Source organism: uncultured Ellagibacter sp. (assembly GCF_934636505.1).
In the GTDB taxonomy this organism is placed as follows: Bacteria; Actinomycetota; Coriobacteriia; order Coriobacteriales; family Eggerthellaceae; genus Ellagibacter.
Window position 1 is genome coordinate 14,033 of the sequence record NZ_CAKUAL010000008.1, and the last position, 17,076, is coordinate 31,108.

The window sequence follows — 17,076 nt, forward strand, 5'->3', positions numbered from 1 at the left end:
GAGGATTGGGTGAAAGATGGGGAAGGGCGGCGAAGACGTGCGCACAAGCGCTATGTCGATGTGTTCATGCGTCTTACCGACGAGGGGCGATTTGATCCGCTTATCGTCATGTGGCCTGATGGACGGGCGTTTCCGATTTCAGAAGTGCTCGACCGGGGGAGCTTCGGCCCTGCGTATCGCGGCGTGTCGACCGCGCGTTATCGGGTGCGCGTCGGGAGCCACGTGACCAATCTTTTCCTCGAGCGGCACGTGTTCGAGGAAAAGATTGGTAAGCCGCCCGTCGTGCGATGGTGGGTAGAGGCGTACGGGTAAGGCCGCGAGCCCGCGGGAGGTTGCGGGGCCGTGTGTCGCGAGCCCGTGGGAGGTGCGGAGGCCGCGCGCTACCCCGCCCAGGCGCGGATGCGGTAGCGCACGCCGAGCTTCTCGCAGATGGCGCGGCACTTCTTCTCGTCCTCGTGCGAGATGGTGGTCTCGACGGTGGTCATGACCACGTTGGGCACGTAGCGCTTGACCTCGCGCGCGAAATCTATCACGGCGTCGAACGACTTCTCGCCGAACGAGCTGCGCACGATTTCCTGGTACGTTTTCGCGTCGGGAGCGTTCAGACTGATAGACACCGTATCGATGATTCCCTCGAACTCCGGCGCGATGTCTCGTCCGCAGATGAGCGACCCCAAGCCGTTGGTGTTCACGCGCGTGGGCAGGCCAAACGCTTCCTTCACGTAACGCGCGACGCGCATAAGCGTGTCCCATGCCTCGGTTGGCTCGCCGAAGCCGCAGAACACGACTTCGGAGAACTGGCTCATGTCGAATGCATCGAACGCGGCGACTGCCTCCTCGTATGTCGGCTCATGCGAAAGCCAGAGGCTATCCGCCTCACCGACGCTGTCGGAAAGCCCGCGCACGCAGAAGGTGCACGCGCATGAGCAGCGGTTGGTCAGGTTCACGTACAGCCCATGGTGCACGCGGTAGAGGATCGTCATGTCCTTGTTCACGGTGGTGCTTCTTTCGGACGCTCTTGTTGTTCCCGCCTACTCTAGCGCAATCACCACTTGGGAGTAGGGGAAAGTCGCGAGAGGCCTGCTTCCGCGCGGTGAGGAAGGCTGTCGACAGCCAAATCATCGAGTCTTGTCCGAAAGGGAAGGAGAGGTTTGTCGGCGTGGCGGCGGGCACATTATCGGCGCACCGACTAACTCCATATTTGTGCGCAAATTTGCAATCGACCGCGAGGCGCGTTCCCCGTTGCGGGGAATGGCGACAATCATTGTGAAGTTGAGCTGGACGGCTGGCAACAAGATTGATGAATAAAAAACGCCGGCAACTGTTGGGTTGCCGGCGTTTTCTCGTTACTTGGTGTCACTGCCCGCATCGTCTCAATACGAGGCGGGCGGGTTGGGGCTAGTGCCCCCTGTGCGGTAGGCTCCCTTACGCCTTTGCGCCAGAAGCGGCCTTCTTCGGGGAGGGCGCTTCTTCCTTGGCATCGCCCGCGGTGCGAGCGAGGATGTTCGCGTAAATCGCGCCGGAGATGTTGTGCCACACGCTGAACACGGCGCCAGGTACGGCGGCAAGCGGCATGGTGGCGAAGTGCATGGTCGCGAGCGAAGTTGCAAGACCGGAATTCTGCATGCCAACCTCGATGGACAAGGTGCGCATCTGCGCCTTTGACAGGCCGAGGACGCGGCCAACCCCATAGCCGAGCGCGTAACCGCACACGTTGTGTAGCATGACGACCACGATGATCAGCCAGCCGACCGTCATGAGCTTCGCGGCATTAGCGGACACGACTGCCATGATGATGAGGGAAATCGCGATAACGGACACGAGCGGGAGCACCTTCGAGCAGGCTTGCGCGACCTTGGAGGCCACGGCGTTGATAACGAAGCCCAAGGCGATCGGCACGAGCACGACCTGGACGATGGACATGAGCATGCTCACGTAGGACACATCGACCGCCTGGCCGGCGAGCAGCAGTACGAGCGCCGGGGTGACGACAGGCGCCATGATGGTCGTGCACGCGGTCATGCCGACGGAAAGCGCGACGTCGCCCTTGGACAGGTACGTCATGACGTTGGAGGACGTACCGCCCGGGCAGCAGCCGACGAGCATGACGCCCACGGCGAGCTCGGTGGGCAGCTGAAAGACCAGACAGAGCACCCACGCGATGAGCGGCATGATGATGAATTGCGACAGGATACCGGTGATCACAGCCTTCGGCTTGGTGAACACCACTTTAAAGTCGGAGAGCTTGAGCGTCATGCCCATGCCGAACATAACGATGCCGAGGAGAGGGTTCACCCAGCTTGTAGGTAGGATCGCATGAACCGGTTCGGGGACAGCCATCGCGATAATGGCGACCAGCAGTGCAATGATGGCCATCCATTTGCCGGCGAAGTCGCTGATTTTCTCAAGTACTTTCATTTCCAAACCTTTCCTGCGAAAACAAACGAGCCGCACCCGGTTGGGATGCGGCTCGAAACTAGGACAAGGCGGTAGTGTAACGGTTTGTTACCGATTTGTTAACTAGGAATTTGAAAAAATACCCTATTTATTCAATCGGATTTCGCGAAAAGCCCCGCTAGCAGCTTGGGAGCTTCCAACGGGCTGTGACAGAGATGCCGTTCGCTACTCCCCGATCATCTCGGAAAGGGTGCGCCAACCTAGTTCGGCGCACTTCACGCGGGCGGGCATGCGGGAGATGCTCTCGAGCTCGGCCGCCTCGTCGAGGTCCTCGCGCTCGTCCTCGGTGAGCTCTTCGCCCTTCACCATCTTCAGGAACAGCCCGCACAGACGGCGCGCCTCCTCGACGGTCTCGCCCGTCACGAGATCGGCCATCATGTCGGCGGAAGCCTGCGACACGGCGCATCCATGGCCCGTGAACGCGGCCTCCTCGATCACGCCGTTTTCCACGCGCAGCTTCAAGACCAGCTCATCGCCGCAGCTGGGGTTCACGCCCTCGTGCTCGTCGGTGGCGTTTTCCAGGTCGTATTTGTAATCCGGGTGCGCATTGTGCTCCATGAGCGCCGCGGTGTAGATGTTACCCATTGAAAGTACTCCAAACGTTCTTCAGGCCGGCGATGAGCTTGTCCACGTCGCCTTTGTCGTTGTAGAAGGCGAGGCTCGCGCGGCAGCATGCCAAATTCTCCACGTCGAGCCAGGTGAGCAGAGGCTGCGCGCAGTGATGACCTGCGCGGATGGCCACCTGATCCATATCGAGGATGCTCGCCACGTCGTGCGGGTGAATGCCGCGCACGTTGAAGCTGATGACCCCATGGTGGTCTTCGGGGCGCGGGCTGCCGATGATGTCGATGTAGGGCAGCTGCGCCATTTCCTCCATGCAGTATTTCACGAGTGCCTTTTCGCGGGCGCCGATTACGTCGAGCCCGACCGATTCCACGTACGCGATTGCCGCGGCCGTGGCGTAGATGCCCGCCGCGTCCTGCGTGCCCGCCTCAAACTTCTCGGGGACGGGCGCCCAGGTGGCGTCCTGCTCGGTGACGGAATCGATCATCTCGCCGCCGGTCAAGAAGGGTGGCATGGCGCACAAAAGCTCGTCTTTGCCCCACAGCACGCCCATGCCGAAGGGTCCGAAGATCTTGTGGGCGGAAAGCGCGAAGAAGTCGGCGCCAAGCTCTTCCACGTTCACGGGAATGTGCGGCGTGGACTGCGCGCCGTCGATGACGAAGTAGCCGCCCTGCTCATGGACGCGACGTCCCAGCTCGGCAACGGGGTTTTCCACGCCGAGCACGTTGGAGACATGCACGACGGAGAGGATTTTCGTCTTCGGCCCGATCTTTTTGTCCATCTCCTCCGGCTGGATGATGCCGTCCTCGTCGGGGTAGAGGTAGACGAGCTTCGCGCCCGCGTCGCGGCACGCCTGCTGCCAGGGGATGAGGTTGGAATGGTGCTCCATGATGGTGATGCACACCTCGTCGCCCGGCTTAAGCACGGTGGGGGCGAAGGCCTTCGCCACGATGTTGAGCGATTCGGACGCGTTGCGCGTGAGCACGATGTCGTGCCAGTCGGGTGCGCCGATGAACTTGGCGACGCGATGGCGCGCCACCTCGATGGCCTCGGTGGCCTCGACCGATAGGCGGTACAAGCCGCGAAGCGCGTTCGCGTTCATCTCCTCGTAGAAGCGGCGCTGCGCATCGAGCACGGTCTTGGGTCGCTGCGCAGTGGCGGCGCTGTCCAAAAACGCCAGGTCAGGATGGTTCGCCAGAAGCGGGAAGTCGCGCTTGTAGGGGTTCTCCGCGATGTTGGCGGCGCATACGATGTCGCTCGCCGTGGCCGAGGTTGCGGCTGCGTGCGCCGCGTCGGCGATCGCGCATGCGGTGGTGTCGCTGGCCGCTTGCTCGGCGGCGCGTGCGATAAGGGAATCGGTCTGGCTCATGTTACATCGCCTCTTCGTCTGCGCCCACGAGCTCGAAGGGCACGTTCAGTTCTGCGGCAAGGCGCGCAACCGAGGCGCGCACCTGGGCGTCCGGCGCGTTGATGGCCGCTTCCTCAAGGGTTGCGTTCGCGAACAGCCGCTCGGCAGCTTCCTGGGAAATGCCGCGTGTCATCAGGTAGTTCATCTGCTCGGGGCGCACGTGGCCGATCGTGGCCCCGTGGTTGCCCGCCACGTCGTCCTCGTCGCACAGGATGGTGGGGATGGTCTTGTTGACCACTTTCTCGTCGGCGAGGAGCACCGTCTCGCGCTCGGTGCCTTCCGCGCCCTTGCAGCCGTGCACCAGATCGATCGTGCCGCGCAGCACCTTGCGGGACCTGTCAGCCAAAACGCCGTTGGCATCGAGGTTGCAGGTGGTCTTCTTGCCGCGATGCCGCACGATGTAGTTGAAGTCGCGGCGCTCGTCGCCGTGTCCCAGGTAGCGCGTGCGGATGGTGGCGTCTGCACGGTCTCCGCGCAGGTCACAGGCAAGCCCGGTGTAGGACTGCCCGGCGCCGAGCACGCGGTGGTCGACCTGGATGCGCGCATCCTCGCAGGCGATGTATCCTTCGCCGTCGAGAGCGATCCAGCCCTGCCCGAGCGTGTGGATGGTCGCCACGTTCACCCGTGCGTTCTTGCCGGCGAACACGCGGGCGTACAGGCCGATGATGCCTGCGCCGGCGTCGGGGGAGTCGAACGCGACGTTGAGCGTGATGGTGGAGTTCTCCGCCGCCACGATGTCGACGCAGGCCACGTTCGCCTTGCCGTCGATGCCGTTGACGCGGATGGTGGCGCGCTCCGTAGCGCCAGCCTTGGCGGTAAGCACGATGCGGCCCTCGCGCGCCCCGCCGGCTTCTTCCAGATAGGCTGTGGCCTCATCGCCCAAGGCGCACTCGAAGGTGCCGGCGATGCTCTGCGCCATCTCTTCTTCCACGGCGCGCTTCTCGAACACGGAGAGCGCGGGGATGTCCAGGTCGTGAGGGTCTACGTCGGGGCGGACCGCCTGCAGGATGGCGCGCGTATCGGGCGCGGCCTTCGCGTTCGCAGCGTCGAGCTCGGCCTGGGCGGCTGCCACCGCCGCGTCGAAGGCGTCCTGCGGGCCGAGGAGCGCCTCGTCGGCCTCGACCACGGCAGACCGCGCGGCTTCGAGCCCCTCGGGCACGTCGACGGTCGTCTCGTTCATATGCAGCTGATGCCACGTCGCTGCGGGCATCGCGTTCACGTGATTCAAAGTGAGGGCGCCCATTATCCAATCGCCCCTTCCATTTCAAGCTTGATGAGGTTGTTCATTTCCACGGCATATTCGAGGGGGAGCTCTTTCGAGACCGGGTCGGCGAAGCCGTTCACGATCATCGTGCGTGCCTCTTCCTCAGGAATGCCGCGGCTCATCAGGTAGAACACCTTGTCGTCGCCGATGCGGCCGATGGTCGCCTCGTGGCCCACGTCGACGTGCTTGCAGCGGATGTCCATCGCGGGGATGGTGTCGGAGCGGCTGTGGTCGTCCAGCATAAGCGACTGGCACGACACGCTCGCAACCGAGTTCTCCGCGGCGGGGGTCGCCACGACCGAGCTGCGGAACGTCGACACGCCGCCGCCCTTCGAGATCGACTTCGTCTCGATGGCCGCCGTCGTCTCAGGCGCCGCCAGGACGACCTTGCAGCCGGTGTCGAGGTTTTGGCCGGTGCCTGCGAAGGTGATGCCGGTGAAGGTGCAGCGCGACTTGCGCCCCTTCAGGATCGACATCGGGTACAGGTAGCCCACGTGGCTGCCGAAGGAGCCGGAAACCCACTCGATCTGGCCGCCCTCGTCGCACACCGCGCGCTTGGTGTTCAGGTTGTACATGTTCTTCGACCAGTTCTCGATGGTCGAATAGCGCAGCTTGGCGTTCTTGCCCACGAACAGCTCGACCGCGCCCGCGTGCAGGTTCGCCACGTTGTACTTAGGTGCCGAACAGCCCTCGATGAAGTGCAGGTCAGCGCCGTCTTCCACGATGATAAGCGTGTGTTCGAACTGGCCCGCGCCCTTCGCGTTCAGGCGGAAGTAGCTTTGCAGCGGGAAGTCGAGTTTGGTGTCCTTCGGGACGTACACGAAGCTGCCGCCCGACCACACCGCGCCGTGGAGCGCTGCGAACTTATGGTCGGTCGGGGGGATGAGCGTCATGAACTTGTCGTGGATGAGCTCTTCCCACTTCGGGTCGTGCAGCGCCTCCTCGATGCCCGAGTACACGATGCCCATGCGCGATGCGGTGTCCTGCATGTTGTGGTACACGAGCTCGGAGTCGTACTGCGCGCCGACGCCGGCCAGGTAGCTGCGTTCGGCCTCGGGGATGCCCAGGCGGTCGAAGGTGTTCTTCACGTCGTCGGGCAGGGAGTCCCAATCGCTTTTCTGGTCGGTGTTGGGCTTGACGTAGGTCACGATGTGATCCATGTCCAGCCCGTCGATGGAGGGACCCCAATCAGGGGTTCTGCTCTCGTGGTAAATCTCGAGCGACTTCAAGCGGTGCTCGAGCATCCAAGAGGGCTCGTCCTTTTTCGCCGAGATCTCGCGCACGATTTCGGGAGTGAGGCCGGCGTCGAGTTTTTCCGCCGCCTCCTCGCCGTATGAGAAGTCGTAGAGGCTGCGGTCGATGTCCGCGACCTCGGTGCGTTGCTTTGCCATGGTTGGGCCCCCTTACGCGTCGGCTTCGGGGGTTGCGGCCTGCTCGAAGCGCTCGAAGCCGTGCGCGTCGATGTCGGCGATGAGCGCGGCATCGTCCTCGTGCACCAGATGCCCCTTCACCATGACGTGCACGCGATCGACGTCGACGTGCTCCAAGATGCGGGTATTATGCGTGATGATGATGAGCGTGCCGTCGCAGGTCTTGCGATATTCCTGGATGCCGCGGGACACGACGCCGAGCGCGTCGACGTCGAGGCCGGAGTCGGTCTCGTCCAGGATGGCCAGCTTCGGCTTCAAGAGCAGAAGCTGCAGCATCTCGAGCTTCTTCTTCTCGCCGCCGGAAAAGCCCACGCCCAGCTCGCGATCGAGATACGCCGTGTCGAAGTCGAGGCTTTTCGCCAGTTCGCGCACGTGCTTGCGGAATTCCTTGCCCTTCATCTTGAAGCCCTCGCGGCCCTCGACGGTGGCGCGCAGGAAGCTCGACAGCGGCACGCCGGGGATCTCGACCGGCGCCTGGAAGCTCAAGAAAAGACCCGCGCGCGAGCGCTTATCGGGGGAAAGATCCGTAATATCTTGCCCGTCGAAGGTCACGGTGCCCGAAGTTACGCTATACTCAGGATCGCCCATGATTACATGGCCGAGCGTCGATTTGCCGGCGCCGTTCGGGCCCATCATGACGTGAGTCTCGTGTGCACCGATCGCAAGGTCGATGTCGTGGAGGATGGGCTTGTCGCCTACCGAGGCCGACAGCCCCTGCAGTTTTAGCAGCGGGCTCGTTGCAGTGGTTTCCATGAAATATGCCCCTCTCGTCTGTGCATAATCCTATGAATTTTCTAGGAATAAAATACCGCGACGCGCTAAAATGTCAAGTAATAGATTCCTTTCGCGCTAGAATAAGTACGCGAAATCGAGTCGGCCGCACCCGGGGTTTTCCGAGGGCGAACCGTATCACGAGGGGGAAGTGAGGATAAACGATGCTGGTAACTACGAAGGGGCGCTACGCGATGCGCCTCATGATCCGCATTGCCCAGCAAGGCCCCGACGGGAAGGTTCCCCTGCGCAAAGTGGCCGAAGAGGAAGACATCTCGCTGAAATACCTCGAGCAGGTGGTTCGTCCGCTCATGGCCGCGGGGCTTGTGCGCAGCGTGAGGGGCAAAGGCGGCGGCTACGCGCTTGCCCGCGAGGCGTCCGAAATCCGCGCAGGCGACGTGCTGCGCGCGGCCGAGGGCTCCACGGTGCCCGTGGCGTGCAACGCGCTCGAGGATGACGTGATCGGCTGCCCGCGCAAGGGAGAGTGTACGACGGTGCGCTTCTGGGCGGGGCTTGACCAGGTGATCGAGGAATACGTCGACTCGGCTACGCTCGCTGACTTCCTGGAGTACGCGCCCGAGCCCGGCATGGCCATCGAGGGCTGCTAACGTTTTCTTCCCGCGCCTGCGGGGTCTATCGCGCGGGCCGCGCGGGCTGAGAGATGACGTGGCGGTATGCTTATTCTCGACGCCGCGCAGGGGGATGGCGTCGCCCGGCGCCGCAAGTCTTGTGATGCGCGCGTTCCCCAAACCTGGTAAAGTTCGCGCATGGAAGACATTCTGTGCGACATATCGGCGTTTCGCTTTCATCGAACCCCTCCGCAGGTTCTAATGCTGTGCCCTCCTTACCCCGACAGGGCGACCGATAACAATCGTGCAGGCTTCAGGAGCCATATACTCACCCATGAGATACTCGGTATCCCCGTCCATCTTTTAGCGACTGATCGCAAACGCCGACTGAACAACGTGAGCACGGTGTCGCATCTCGTTACAAACGAGTTGCCATTTGGGTGCATACAGCAAACAGACCTCGGTATTTCAACGGCAAGTCCTCTCTATTCACTATTTAATCTTGCCTCACATGTCGACGAAAACCATCTTGTTATGGCGATGTACGAATTCTGCGGCACGTTTTCGGTATTTCGGCCGAGCCCAGTTGTTGAAGCGCTTCTCGACAGCATCGACTCTTCCGAGCTGCTTCCCCGGTCATTCGGGTGGCGGCGAGTCAAAAGCTCTTCGGGGAGAAAGACCGACCTTTGGAGACGCGAACCCCTTATCGAGCTGGGCGAATTGGGACAATTCGCCGACGTCATGAAGAGTGAACGCGGCGGGCGGCGTTTCGCGCGCGCCGCGAAACGCGTGACCGGGGTTACCGCTTCGCCGTTCGAGGTCCAAGCTTCGATGCTCTTCTCGACGCAAAGATGCAAGGGCGGCGAGGGCTTTTCGGGACTCGCCAACAACGAGCGAATTCCGCTTTCGGCAAGCGCAAGGCGCATCTATGGGAAATCGACGTGCTATGCCGACCTGCTGTTCGACGTTCCCAACGGCGCAAGCCCGCTTATCGTCGAATGTCAGGGAAAAGTGGTCCACGACGACTACGATTCGGCGATTTCGGACTCCGACAGGACGACCGCGCTTCAGCAAATGGGTTTTACTGTCATGCCGCTTACTTATCGGCAGATATCCGATCAGGCAAACTTTGATACGGTGCGCAGGATGGTCGCAAGGCAAATCGGAGTCGCGTATCGAAGTAAAAGCCCCAAAGAGATTCGCTGCGAGATCGACCTGAGGCGCAACATCTTTATCGATTGGACAACTCTCGGGCGCTAAATTGTGCGCTTTTACTGCATCGGGGCGTTCCTATGCATAAATATGCGCGAAGTGCGTACCTTACTAGCGCGTAAACTAGTCTGCTGATTCCAGCGACGTGAAAAAGCCCAGTTCGTCAGAGTGAAGTCTCTTGATTTAATGAGGAGGTGCTTCCAAGGGTACGCACTTCGCGCATATTTGTGCATGCACCCCGAGGCAGCGACGTCTCCAGGTTGCTTGTGGCTATGGCGGGAGAGGGGGAGGGCAACTTTGCGAGGTACTCGCCGGTTCTTGTCCTTTGAAAGTTATGCCACACTTGTGGAATTGACTATCTGTACGCTTGTGCGGGGCCGATTCCCCTATACAATGCAGAAAACGCGCTTTCCCTCGGGAGAGCTGCGCCATAACGCCGCCAATCAAACGCAATCTCAACCATAGAAGGAGGGGCGGGCTTGAAAAACGTGCTGCGCGTTCTCAAACGCGATTTCCTTCGCATTCTGAAAGCACCGGCGTCGATCGTCGTCGTGCTCGCGCTCATCGTCTTGCCTTCCCTTTACACGTGGTTCAACGTCGTCGGTTTTTGGGACCCCTACGGCAACACCGGCAATCTGCGCGTCTGCGTGGTGAACGAGGACGAGGGGTCGTCGAGCGATCTTACGGGTGAGATTAACCTTGGCGACATGGTCGTCGAGCAATTGCACGACGACGACCAGCTCGGGTGGGATTTCGTCGATTACGACACCGCCATGGAGGCCGTGAAATCGGGGCATGCCTACGCGGCATTCGTGCTGCCGCGCGACTTCTCCTCCGACCTGCTCACGCTGCTCTCCGGCGACTTCCAGCAGCCTCAGCTTGAATACTACGTGAACGAGAAGATGAACCCTGTGTCGCCGAAGATCACCGACACGGGCGCGAACACGCTCGACACCACGATCAACTCCACGTTCGTCGCTACCGTCGCGAAAACGGTCACCGACGCGCTTGGCGAGGAAGTCGGCGTCGCGCAGGGCAAGATCGACGATGCGCACACGAACGCCCTCGCCGGGGTCGACAAGGCGCAACAGTCCATCTCCGGCGCCCGCGATTCCGTCCAGGGGCTTCGCGACGCGGCCGACCAGTCGCAGACGAAGGTGGCCGACGCTGCCTCGCTTCTCTCCGATGCGGACGAGGTGCTCGGCGATCTGGGTGGCCAGATGCTCATCGTCCAGTCGCTCATGGGCACCACGCAAACGGACGTCTCGAAGCTGACGTCGGGCCTTATGGGCGCGATGGACTCGGGGTCGATCTTCCTTTCCCAATCGGCCGCCAAGGTGAACACGGCCATCGGCGGCGCTGCGGGCTCCGTGACCGAGGCGCAGGGGCGCGTCGATGGTGCGATCGCCCAGGGCAACGCCATGGTGTCGGCGAGCCAGGCGGTTGTGGTACAGATGGAGGCGCTCGTTGCCCAGATGGACGACAGCGATCCCAACAAGGCGAGCCTCGAGAAGGTGATCGAGCGGCTGAAGCAGTCGAATACGAACGCCTCGCAGTCGCTCTCCGAGCTCTCCGACATGAGCGCCGACATGGGCCGCGTGGCCGAGTCGGTCTCTTCGGCGTCCGACTCGGTGAACACCGCCGTGCAAACTACCATCTCGAACGCGGACTCCTATCGTGAGACGCTCTCTTCCGACACGTTCCCCGCCATCAACGCGGGCGTGGGGAACTTGAACGTCGCGGTGGGGAATCTTGCTGCGGCAGCATCGGCGCAACGCGTGCTCGTCGACCAGGCGATTTCGCTCACGGGCCAGCTTTCCGAGACGCTCACGACGGCGAGAAGCGCGCTTGACCAGACCGATGGCGTGCTTGCCGACCTGCAGACGAGCATCGACACGGTGAAGACCGACCTTGTGGCGCTGAAGACCTCGACGGCGATCACCGACTTTTTCGGCGACGGCACGACGATCGACGCCGAGAAGGTGGCGAGCTTCATGCAGTCGCCGACCGAGGTGAAGACGGAGTACCTCTTCCCCCTGAACGCGTACGGCTCGGGCATGGCGCCACTGTTCATCAACATGTCGCTGTGGATCGGCGTGTTCATGCTCATGGTGATCATGCGCATCGAGGTGGACGACGAGGGCATCGAGAACCTCACGGCCGCTCAGCGCTACATCGCGCGCTACCTGTTCTTCGGGGGGATGGTGTCGCTGCAGGCAATCGTGTGCTGCGTCGGGTGCCTCGCCATCGGCGTGCAATGCGAGTCGGTGGCGCTGTTCCTCCTGACGGCGGTGCTCGCATCGCTTACGTACCTGGCTATCCAGCTTACCCTGTCGACCACCTTGCAGCATATCGGCAAGGGCATCTGCGTCATCTTGATCTTCGTGCAGATTCCGGGCGCGACGGGTTTGTACCCCATCGAGATGACGTCGCCGTTCTTCCAGTTCATCTACCCGTTCTTCCCGTTCACTTACGGCATCAACGCCCTGCGTGAGACGATTGCCGGGTTCTACGGCCTTGAATGGGGATCGTTTATGGCTCACTTGGGGATCTTCTTCGCGATCTTCCTGGCGATCGGGCTGGCTCTGAGGCCGTACTTTTCGAACCTTATCCGTATGTTCGCGCGCGAGATCGAGCGCTCCGATATCATCAACGGCGAAGAGGTGCACCTGCCCGAGCGCCGTTTCCGCGTCGCCCAGCTCGTGCGCGTGCTTTCCGACCGCGAGGATTTCCGCCACCATATCGCCGACCATGCCGCGCGGTTCATCTGCTGGTATCCGCGCCTGAAGCGCGGCGCGCTCATCGTCGGCATCGCGGTGCCGGCGGTCATCGCCATCGTGTTTGCGGTGACGGCGATGGAGAAGGTCGTCGCCTTGACGTTGTGGCTCGTGTGGCTCGTCCTCGTGCTCACGTTCCTGGTGGTGGTTGAGTTCATCCGCGACAATATCGAGCGTCAGGCGTCGCTGAACGCCATGACCGACGACGAGGTCCGCACGCTGTTCGCGGCGCGCAAGGTGTTCATGCAGCCTACCATGGTGGGCGCGTCCGCCGGTGGGGCTTCGGCGCGGAGCTCTGCGACTGCTTATTCGCGGACGAGCGCGCTCGACGAGAAGGACAGCGCCGAGCTCGATGCGCTCATGGCCGAGCTGCTCTCGCGCGGGAGCAAGGAAGTCGTCGGCCGGCACGCCCATGGCAAGACGGCGCGCGGGGAAGTTGCGAGTGCTGTGGTCGCTGGGAAGCCGACGGGCACGAAGGCGGAGGGCCTGGAGGGTGCCGCTGATGCCGCGGGTGCCGCCGATGCTGCTGATGTCGCGGGTGCTGCTGATGCCGCGGGTGCTGCGGGCGCTCCTTCTGAAGGCAACGCGAAACCGCAGGTAGCGGGCTCTCAAGCTGCTAATGACGACACGGCTCCTATGGGCGCGCACGCGATTCCCGGGTCGGACGGCGCTCCTCTAGGCGCGCATGCCGCCTCGGATGCCGACAAGGCTTCCACGGGTGCGCACGCTGCCGTACGCAAGGGGGAGGCAGCTTCGGGGGCGCATGCGGCGCCAAACGACGCACTCGGCAGTGTGCCTGCTGCAGGGGATACCCCCGCTGCGGGCGATTTCGTGCCTGGTGGCGAGGTTGCTGTGAGCGATTCCGCACCTGGTGGCGACGCTGCCGCGGGAGGCCCCACGCCTCTTTCCGCGTCTGAATCGAAGTCGGATGAGAATGGGGAGGTGCGATAGATGAGGAATATCTGGCGCATCTTCAAAACCGACATGAAGCACCTGTTCAACAACTCGATTACGGTGATCATCGTAATCGGTCTCGTGTTCCTGCCCTCGATCTTCACGTGGTACAACGTCATTGCGTGCTGGGACGCGTTCGGCAACACCGGCAACCTTACCGTCGCCGTGGCGAACACCGACGAGGGCTACGAGAGCGACCTTGTTCCGCTTGAGATCAACGTCGGCGACAAGGTGGTGAGCGCACTTCGAGCGAACGACCAGCTCAACTGGATATTCACAACTGAAGAAGACGCGATCGACGGCGCGCAGTCCGGGCGTTACTACGCTGCCGTGGTGATTCCCCAAAGCTTCAGCCGCGACATGATGACGTTCTATTCCGACGAGGTCGAGCACGCGAACATCATCTACTACGCCAACGAGAAGAAGAATGCCATCGCGCCGAAGGTCACCGACCAAGGTGCCGATCAGGTGTCGAACCAGGTGAACCAGGTGTTCTTGGAAACGCTTTCCGATGTGGCGCTTTCCATCGTCTCGTCGCTTTCGAAGTACTCCCAAGACGCCGATCTCTCCGGCGCGGTGGGAACGCTTGCCGACCATGTGGACAGCATGGCGGGGCAGATGACGGGTGCGGCGTCGGTGTTGGGCATGTATTCCCAGCTCATCGACTCGTCGCAGTCGCTTATCTCTCAGTCGGGCACGCTGCTCGGACGGACACGCGACGAGGCGGCGAAGGTCGGCGACATCGCGAAGGACGGTGGCGCGGGCGTCTCCGACATCGCGAGCGCGCTCTCGGCGTCGGCAGATTCCCTTTCGCAGGCTATTTCCGCATCCGCCGAGAGCTACAAGGGCATTAGCGCCCAGATCAGCGACGTGTACGACAGCGTGGGCGATCTGACGGGCGACACTTCGCAGCACCTACGCAATCAGGCGGCAGTTGTGGAGACCGAGATTGGGGACTTGAATTCGATCATCAGCGCGCTCGAGGGGATTCAGGATAGCGTCGATGGGCAGCACGCCCCCTTAGTCGAGAGCATGATCGCCCAGCTGAAGCAGTCGGTGTCGCTCCTCCAGCAGCTTTCGGACTCGCTGTATCAGGCGGCTGACAATATCCAGTCGGGCTACGATGACGCCGTCGCGCAGCGTGCCGAGATCCAGGAGCTCGCGGACAAGGCCGCGGCCAGCCTCAACGATGCGAAAACGGAATTCAACGACAACGTCAAGCCGGGTTTGGACGAGCTTTCTGCATCGGTGTCGAGCATGGTTTCCACGCTTCAGGGCAGCGCCGCGAAGCTCGATGCTGCGGGCGGCGAGATAAGCGGCGATGCGGATTCCGTCGCGTCCAAGCTCTCCGGTGCGAAGGCGAAGCTCGCCGATGCGCAAAACGAGCTCACCTCGACGGCTGGCGAGCTCACGACGCTGAGCAGCAACTTGCGATCGGCCCTTGCGAACGGTGACGTCGAGAAGCTGCGCGAGGTCATCGGCTCGAACCCCGCAGTGCTTGCCTCTGCCGTGACGACACCGGTGGCGCTCGATCGCCATGCTGTGTTCCCGGCCGACAACTTCGGTTCGCAGATGGCGCCGCTCTACACGACGCTCGCGCTGTGGATCGGCTCGCTGCTCATGATGGTGGCGATCAAGCCGGCGGTCTCCAAGCGAGGGCTCGCCGAGCTCGACAACCCCAAGCCGCGCGAGCTCTACTTCGGGCGCTACTGCGTGGTGGCGGTGCTGTCGCTTTTGCAGACCACCTGCGTGGGCCTTGGCAACATGTTGTTCTTGGGGGTGCAGGCGAGCCATCCGCTGTTGTTCATGCTGTGCTTCTGGGTGTCGGGTTTGGTGTATTCCCTGTTCATCTACACGTTGGTGCTTGCATTCGCGAACCTGGGCAAAGCGATTGCCGTCCTGTTCCTCATCTTGCAGGTGACGGCGGGCGGCGGTGCGTACCCGCTGCAGGTGCTGCCCGAGTTCTTCCAGATCGCAAGCCCGTTCATGCCGGCGACGCACACCATCAACGCCATGCGCGCGGCCATGATGGGCATCTACAACGGCGACTACTACACGTCGATGGGCATGCTGCTCCTGTTCGTGCTGCCGTCGCTTCTGCTGGGCCTTGTGCTGCGCAAGCCGCTCGAAGGCTTCATGAGCTGGTTTGTGGAGAAGGTCGAAGAGTCGAAGATGATAGCGTAAGCGTTTGGGCTGCGGGCCTCTGGGGTCGTCGTGACTGGCTGGGGCTCGCAGCACATGATTCCGATCGGACTGTGGCGCCTGCTAGCCGAGTTCTATGCTGTCCGCGCCGTCGATGCGCAGGTCGGCGTTGAAGAACGCCTTGAGCGCGCGGGTTGCGAGCATCACGTCGCGCACGCCGATCGTCTCGAAGCTCGAATGCATGGCGAGTTGCGGCAGGCCGACATCGACCCCGTGCATGCTCACCTGGGTGTTCGACAAATTCCCCAACGTGGAGCCGCCCGGCGAGTCGCTCCTGTTCGCAAAAGTCTGGTAGGGGATCTCCGCGTCGTTGCAGATTGCGCAGAAGGCGGCGCGGCTGAAGGCGTCGGTGCAGTATTTCTGGTTCGCCGCTTCTTTCACCACGATGCCCTGGTTTAGGAACACGCGGTTGCCCTCGTCGAAGCGCTCGGGGTGGTTGGGGTTTACGGCGTGCGCGTTGTCGCAGCTCACGAGCATCGATTTCGCGATGGCGCAACGCAGGTCCTCGCAGGAGCGGCCCAGTGCCGCGTTCAGGCGCGAAAGCGTGTCGGCGAGAAGAGTCGACATGGCGCCCTGTTTGGTGTTCGAGCCGACCTCCTCGTTGTCAAAGCACGCGAAGACCGAGATGCTGCGATCGTTCTCGGCGGCGAGGAACGCTTCGAGCGCGGTGTATGCGCAGGCCAGATCGTCGAATTTCGGGGAGGAGGCGAACTCGCCCGCGGCGCCCCAGATGCACGGTTGCTGGCGGTTGACGAGGAACAGGTCGCGCGCGACGATGTCGCTCTCGGAGATCCCCAGCTCGTCGGCGATTATCGCGTCGAAGGTGGATTTGCCAAGCGCGCCTGCGGAGAAGAGCGGGCAGAGGTCGACCTGGCGATTCGGCGAGAACTGCTGGTTGATGTCGCGCTGGATATGCGGCGGCATGCTGGGGATGAGCGCGAGCGGCTCGGCGGATTCGTACAGGCGGCTTTCCACGCGATTGCCGCTTTTCACCATCACGCGGCCCGCAATTCCGAGGGGCCTATCGAACCACGTGTAGTCGACGGCGCCGCCGTACACCTCCACATTGAGTCGCTGCGATTCGCCTGGCCCTGTGAGCTCGGCGTTTGACTTCACCTTGAAGGTGGGCGAGTCGCCATGCGATGCGGTGATCTGGAAGTGGTAGTTGTCGAGCGAGGTTCCCACCTTGAAGGCGATGACGCTCGAGCTGTTGCGCGTCGTGTAGTATGTGCCGCCTTGCTCGATGTTCCACGGCTGGGTCTCGGGAAGATAGGTGAACCCCGCTGCGGTCAGGCGTTTTCCGATTGTTGCAGCAGTGTGGAACATACTCGGGCATTCGCCGATGAAGTCGAGGAGCTCTTGTGCTGTGCGGGCGTCCTGAGGCATCGGCTTGGTGCCGCCTGCGCGGGCGCTCTGCGGCATCGGCTCGGTGCTGCTTTGGTTCTCTTGCGTCATTTCGACCGTCCCT

Annotated in this window: 13 protein-coding genes; 5 read left to right on the plus strand and 8 right to left on the minus strand. The window is 62.3% G+C overall.

All coding sequences use genetic code 11. The annotated features are described in order from the left end of the window. Positions 1 to 9 precede the first annotated feature (9 nt). Positions 10 to 312 (plus strand): hypothetical protein, encoded by a 303-nt coding sequence (locus Q0G18_RS01865; protein WP_297149004.1) that lies wholly within the window; start codon positions 10 to 12, stop codon positions 310 to 312. Positions 313 to 380: 68 nt separating this feature from the next. On the opposite strand, the gene Q0G18_RS01870 is transcribed toward Q0G18_RS01865, so the two are convergent. The 7 genes from Q0G18_RS01870 to sufC all read right to left on the minus strand — a co-directional run bounded on the left by Q0G18_RS01870 (position 381) and on the right by sufC (position 7,876). After that, on the minus strand, positions 381 to 995 hold the full coding sequence (locus Q0G18_RS01870) for a TIGR04100 family radical SAM protein (protein WP_297149006.1): 615 nt from the start codon (positions 993 to 995) through the stop codon (positions 381 to 383). Positions 996 to 1,425: 430 nt separating this feature from the next. Then, the gene (locus Q0G18_RS01875; RefSeq protein WP_297149008.1) at positions 1,426 to 2,418 is read right to left on the minus strand and encodes a bile acid:sodium symporter family protein; all 993 of its coding nucleotides are present in this window, start codon (positions 2,416 to 2,418) and stop codon (positions 1,426 to 1,428) included. 204 nt (positions 2,419 to 2,622) lie between these two features. Continuing rightward, entirely contained in the window at positions 2,623 to 3,042 is a 420-nt protein-coding gene (gene sufU, locus Q0G18_RS01880; RefSeq protein ID WP_297149010.1) for a Fe-S cluster assembly sulfur transfer protein SufU, read from the minus strand. Beyond that, positions 3,035 to 4,390, minus strand: coding sequence for a SufS family cysteine desulfurase (locus Q0G18_RS01885; RefSeq protein WP_297149012.1), 1,356 nt, complete (start codon positions 4,388 to 4,390; stop codon positions 3,035 to 3,037). Before Q0G18_RS01885 ends, sufU begins: the two co-directional genes overlap by 8 nt. Position 4,391: 1 nt before the next feature. After that, a complete protein-coding gene (locus Q0G18_RS01890; protein ID WP_297149014.1) occupies positions 4,392 to 5,672 on the minus strand; it encodes a SufD family Fe-S cluster assembly protein in 1,281 nt (426 codons plus the stop codon). Further along, the gene (sufB, locus tag Q0G18_RS01895; RefSeq protein WP_297149017.1) at positions 5,672 to 7,084 is read right to left on the minus strand and encodes a Fe-S cluster assembly protein SufB; all 1,413 of its coding nucleotides are present in this window, start codon (positions 7,082 to 7,084) and stop codon (positions 5,672 to 5,674) included. The genes Q0G18_RS01890 and sufB overlap by 1 nt, the downstream gene beginning before the upstream one ends. Positions 7,085 to 7,096: 12 nt before the next feature. Continuing rightward, entirely contained in the window at positions 7,097 to 7,876 is a 780-nt protein-coding gene (gene sufC, locus Q0G18_RS01900; protein ID WP_296060218.1) for a Fe-S cluster assembly ATPase SufC, read from the minus strand. 182 nt (positions 7,877 to 8,058) lie between these two features. On the opposite strand from sufC, the gene Q0G18_RS01905 reads away from it, so the two are divergent. The 4 genes from Q0G18_RS01905 to Q0G18_RS01920 all read left to right on the plus strand — a co-directional run bounded on the left by Q0G18_RS01905 (position 8,059) and on the right by Q0G18_RS01920 (position 15,590). Beyond that, positions 8,059 to 8,502 carry an Rrf2 family transcriptional regulator gene (locus tag Q0G18_RS01905; protein WP_276996473.1) on the plus strand — a complete coding sequence of 148 codons (444 nt, stop codon included), beginning with the start codon at positions 8,059 to 8,061 and terminating at the stop codon, positions 8,500 to 8,502. A 495-nt stretch (positions 8,503 to 8,997) separates the two neighbouring features. Next, positions 8,998 to 9,723 carry a hypothetical protein gene (locus Q0G18_RS01910; protein WP_297149021.1) on the plus strand — a complete coding sequence of 242 codons (726 nt, stop codon included), beginning with the start codon at positions 8,998 to 9,000 and terminating at the stop codon, positions 9,721 to 9,723. A gap of 440 nt (positions 9,724 to 10,163) precedes the next feature. Further along, positions 10,164 to 13,403 carry a YhgE/Pip domain-containing protein gene (locus tag Q0G18_RS01915; RefSeq protein WP_297149053.1) on the plus strand — a complete coding sequence of 1,080 codons (3,240 nt, stop codon included), beginning with the start codon at positions 10,164 to 10,166 and terminating at the stop codon, positions 13,401 to 13,403. Continuing rightward, a complete protein-coding gene (locus Q0G18_RS01920) occupies positions 13,404 to 15,590 on the plus strand; it encodes a YhgE/Pip domain-containing protein (RefSeq protein ID WP_297149023.1) in 2,187 nt (728 codons plus the stop codon). It abuts the gene before it with no gap. Between the two features lie 81 nt (positions 15,591 to 15,671). Here Q0G18_RS01920 and Q0G18_RS01925 read toward each other — a convergent pair whose 3' ends face one another. Next, entirely contained in the window at positions 15,672 to 17,063 is a 1,392-nt protein-coding gene (locus Q0G18_RS01925) for a M18 family aminopeptidase (protein WP_297149026.1), read from the minus strand. Positions 17,064 to 17,076: the final 13 nt, after the last annotated feature.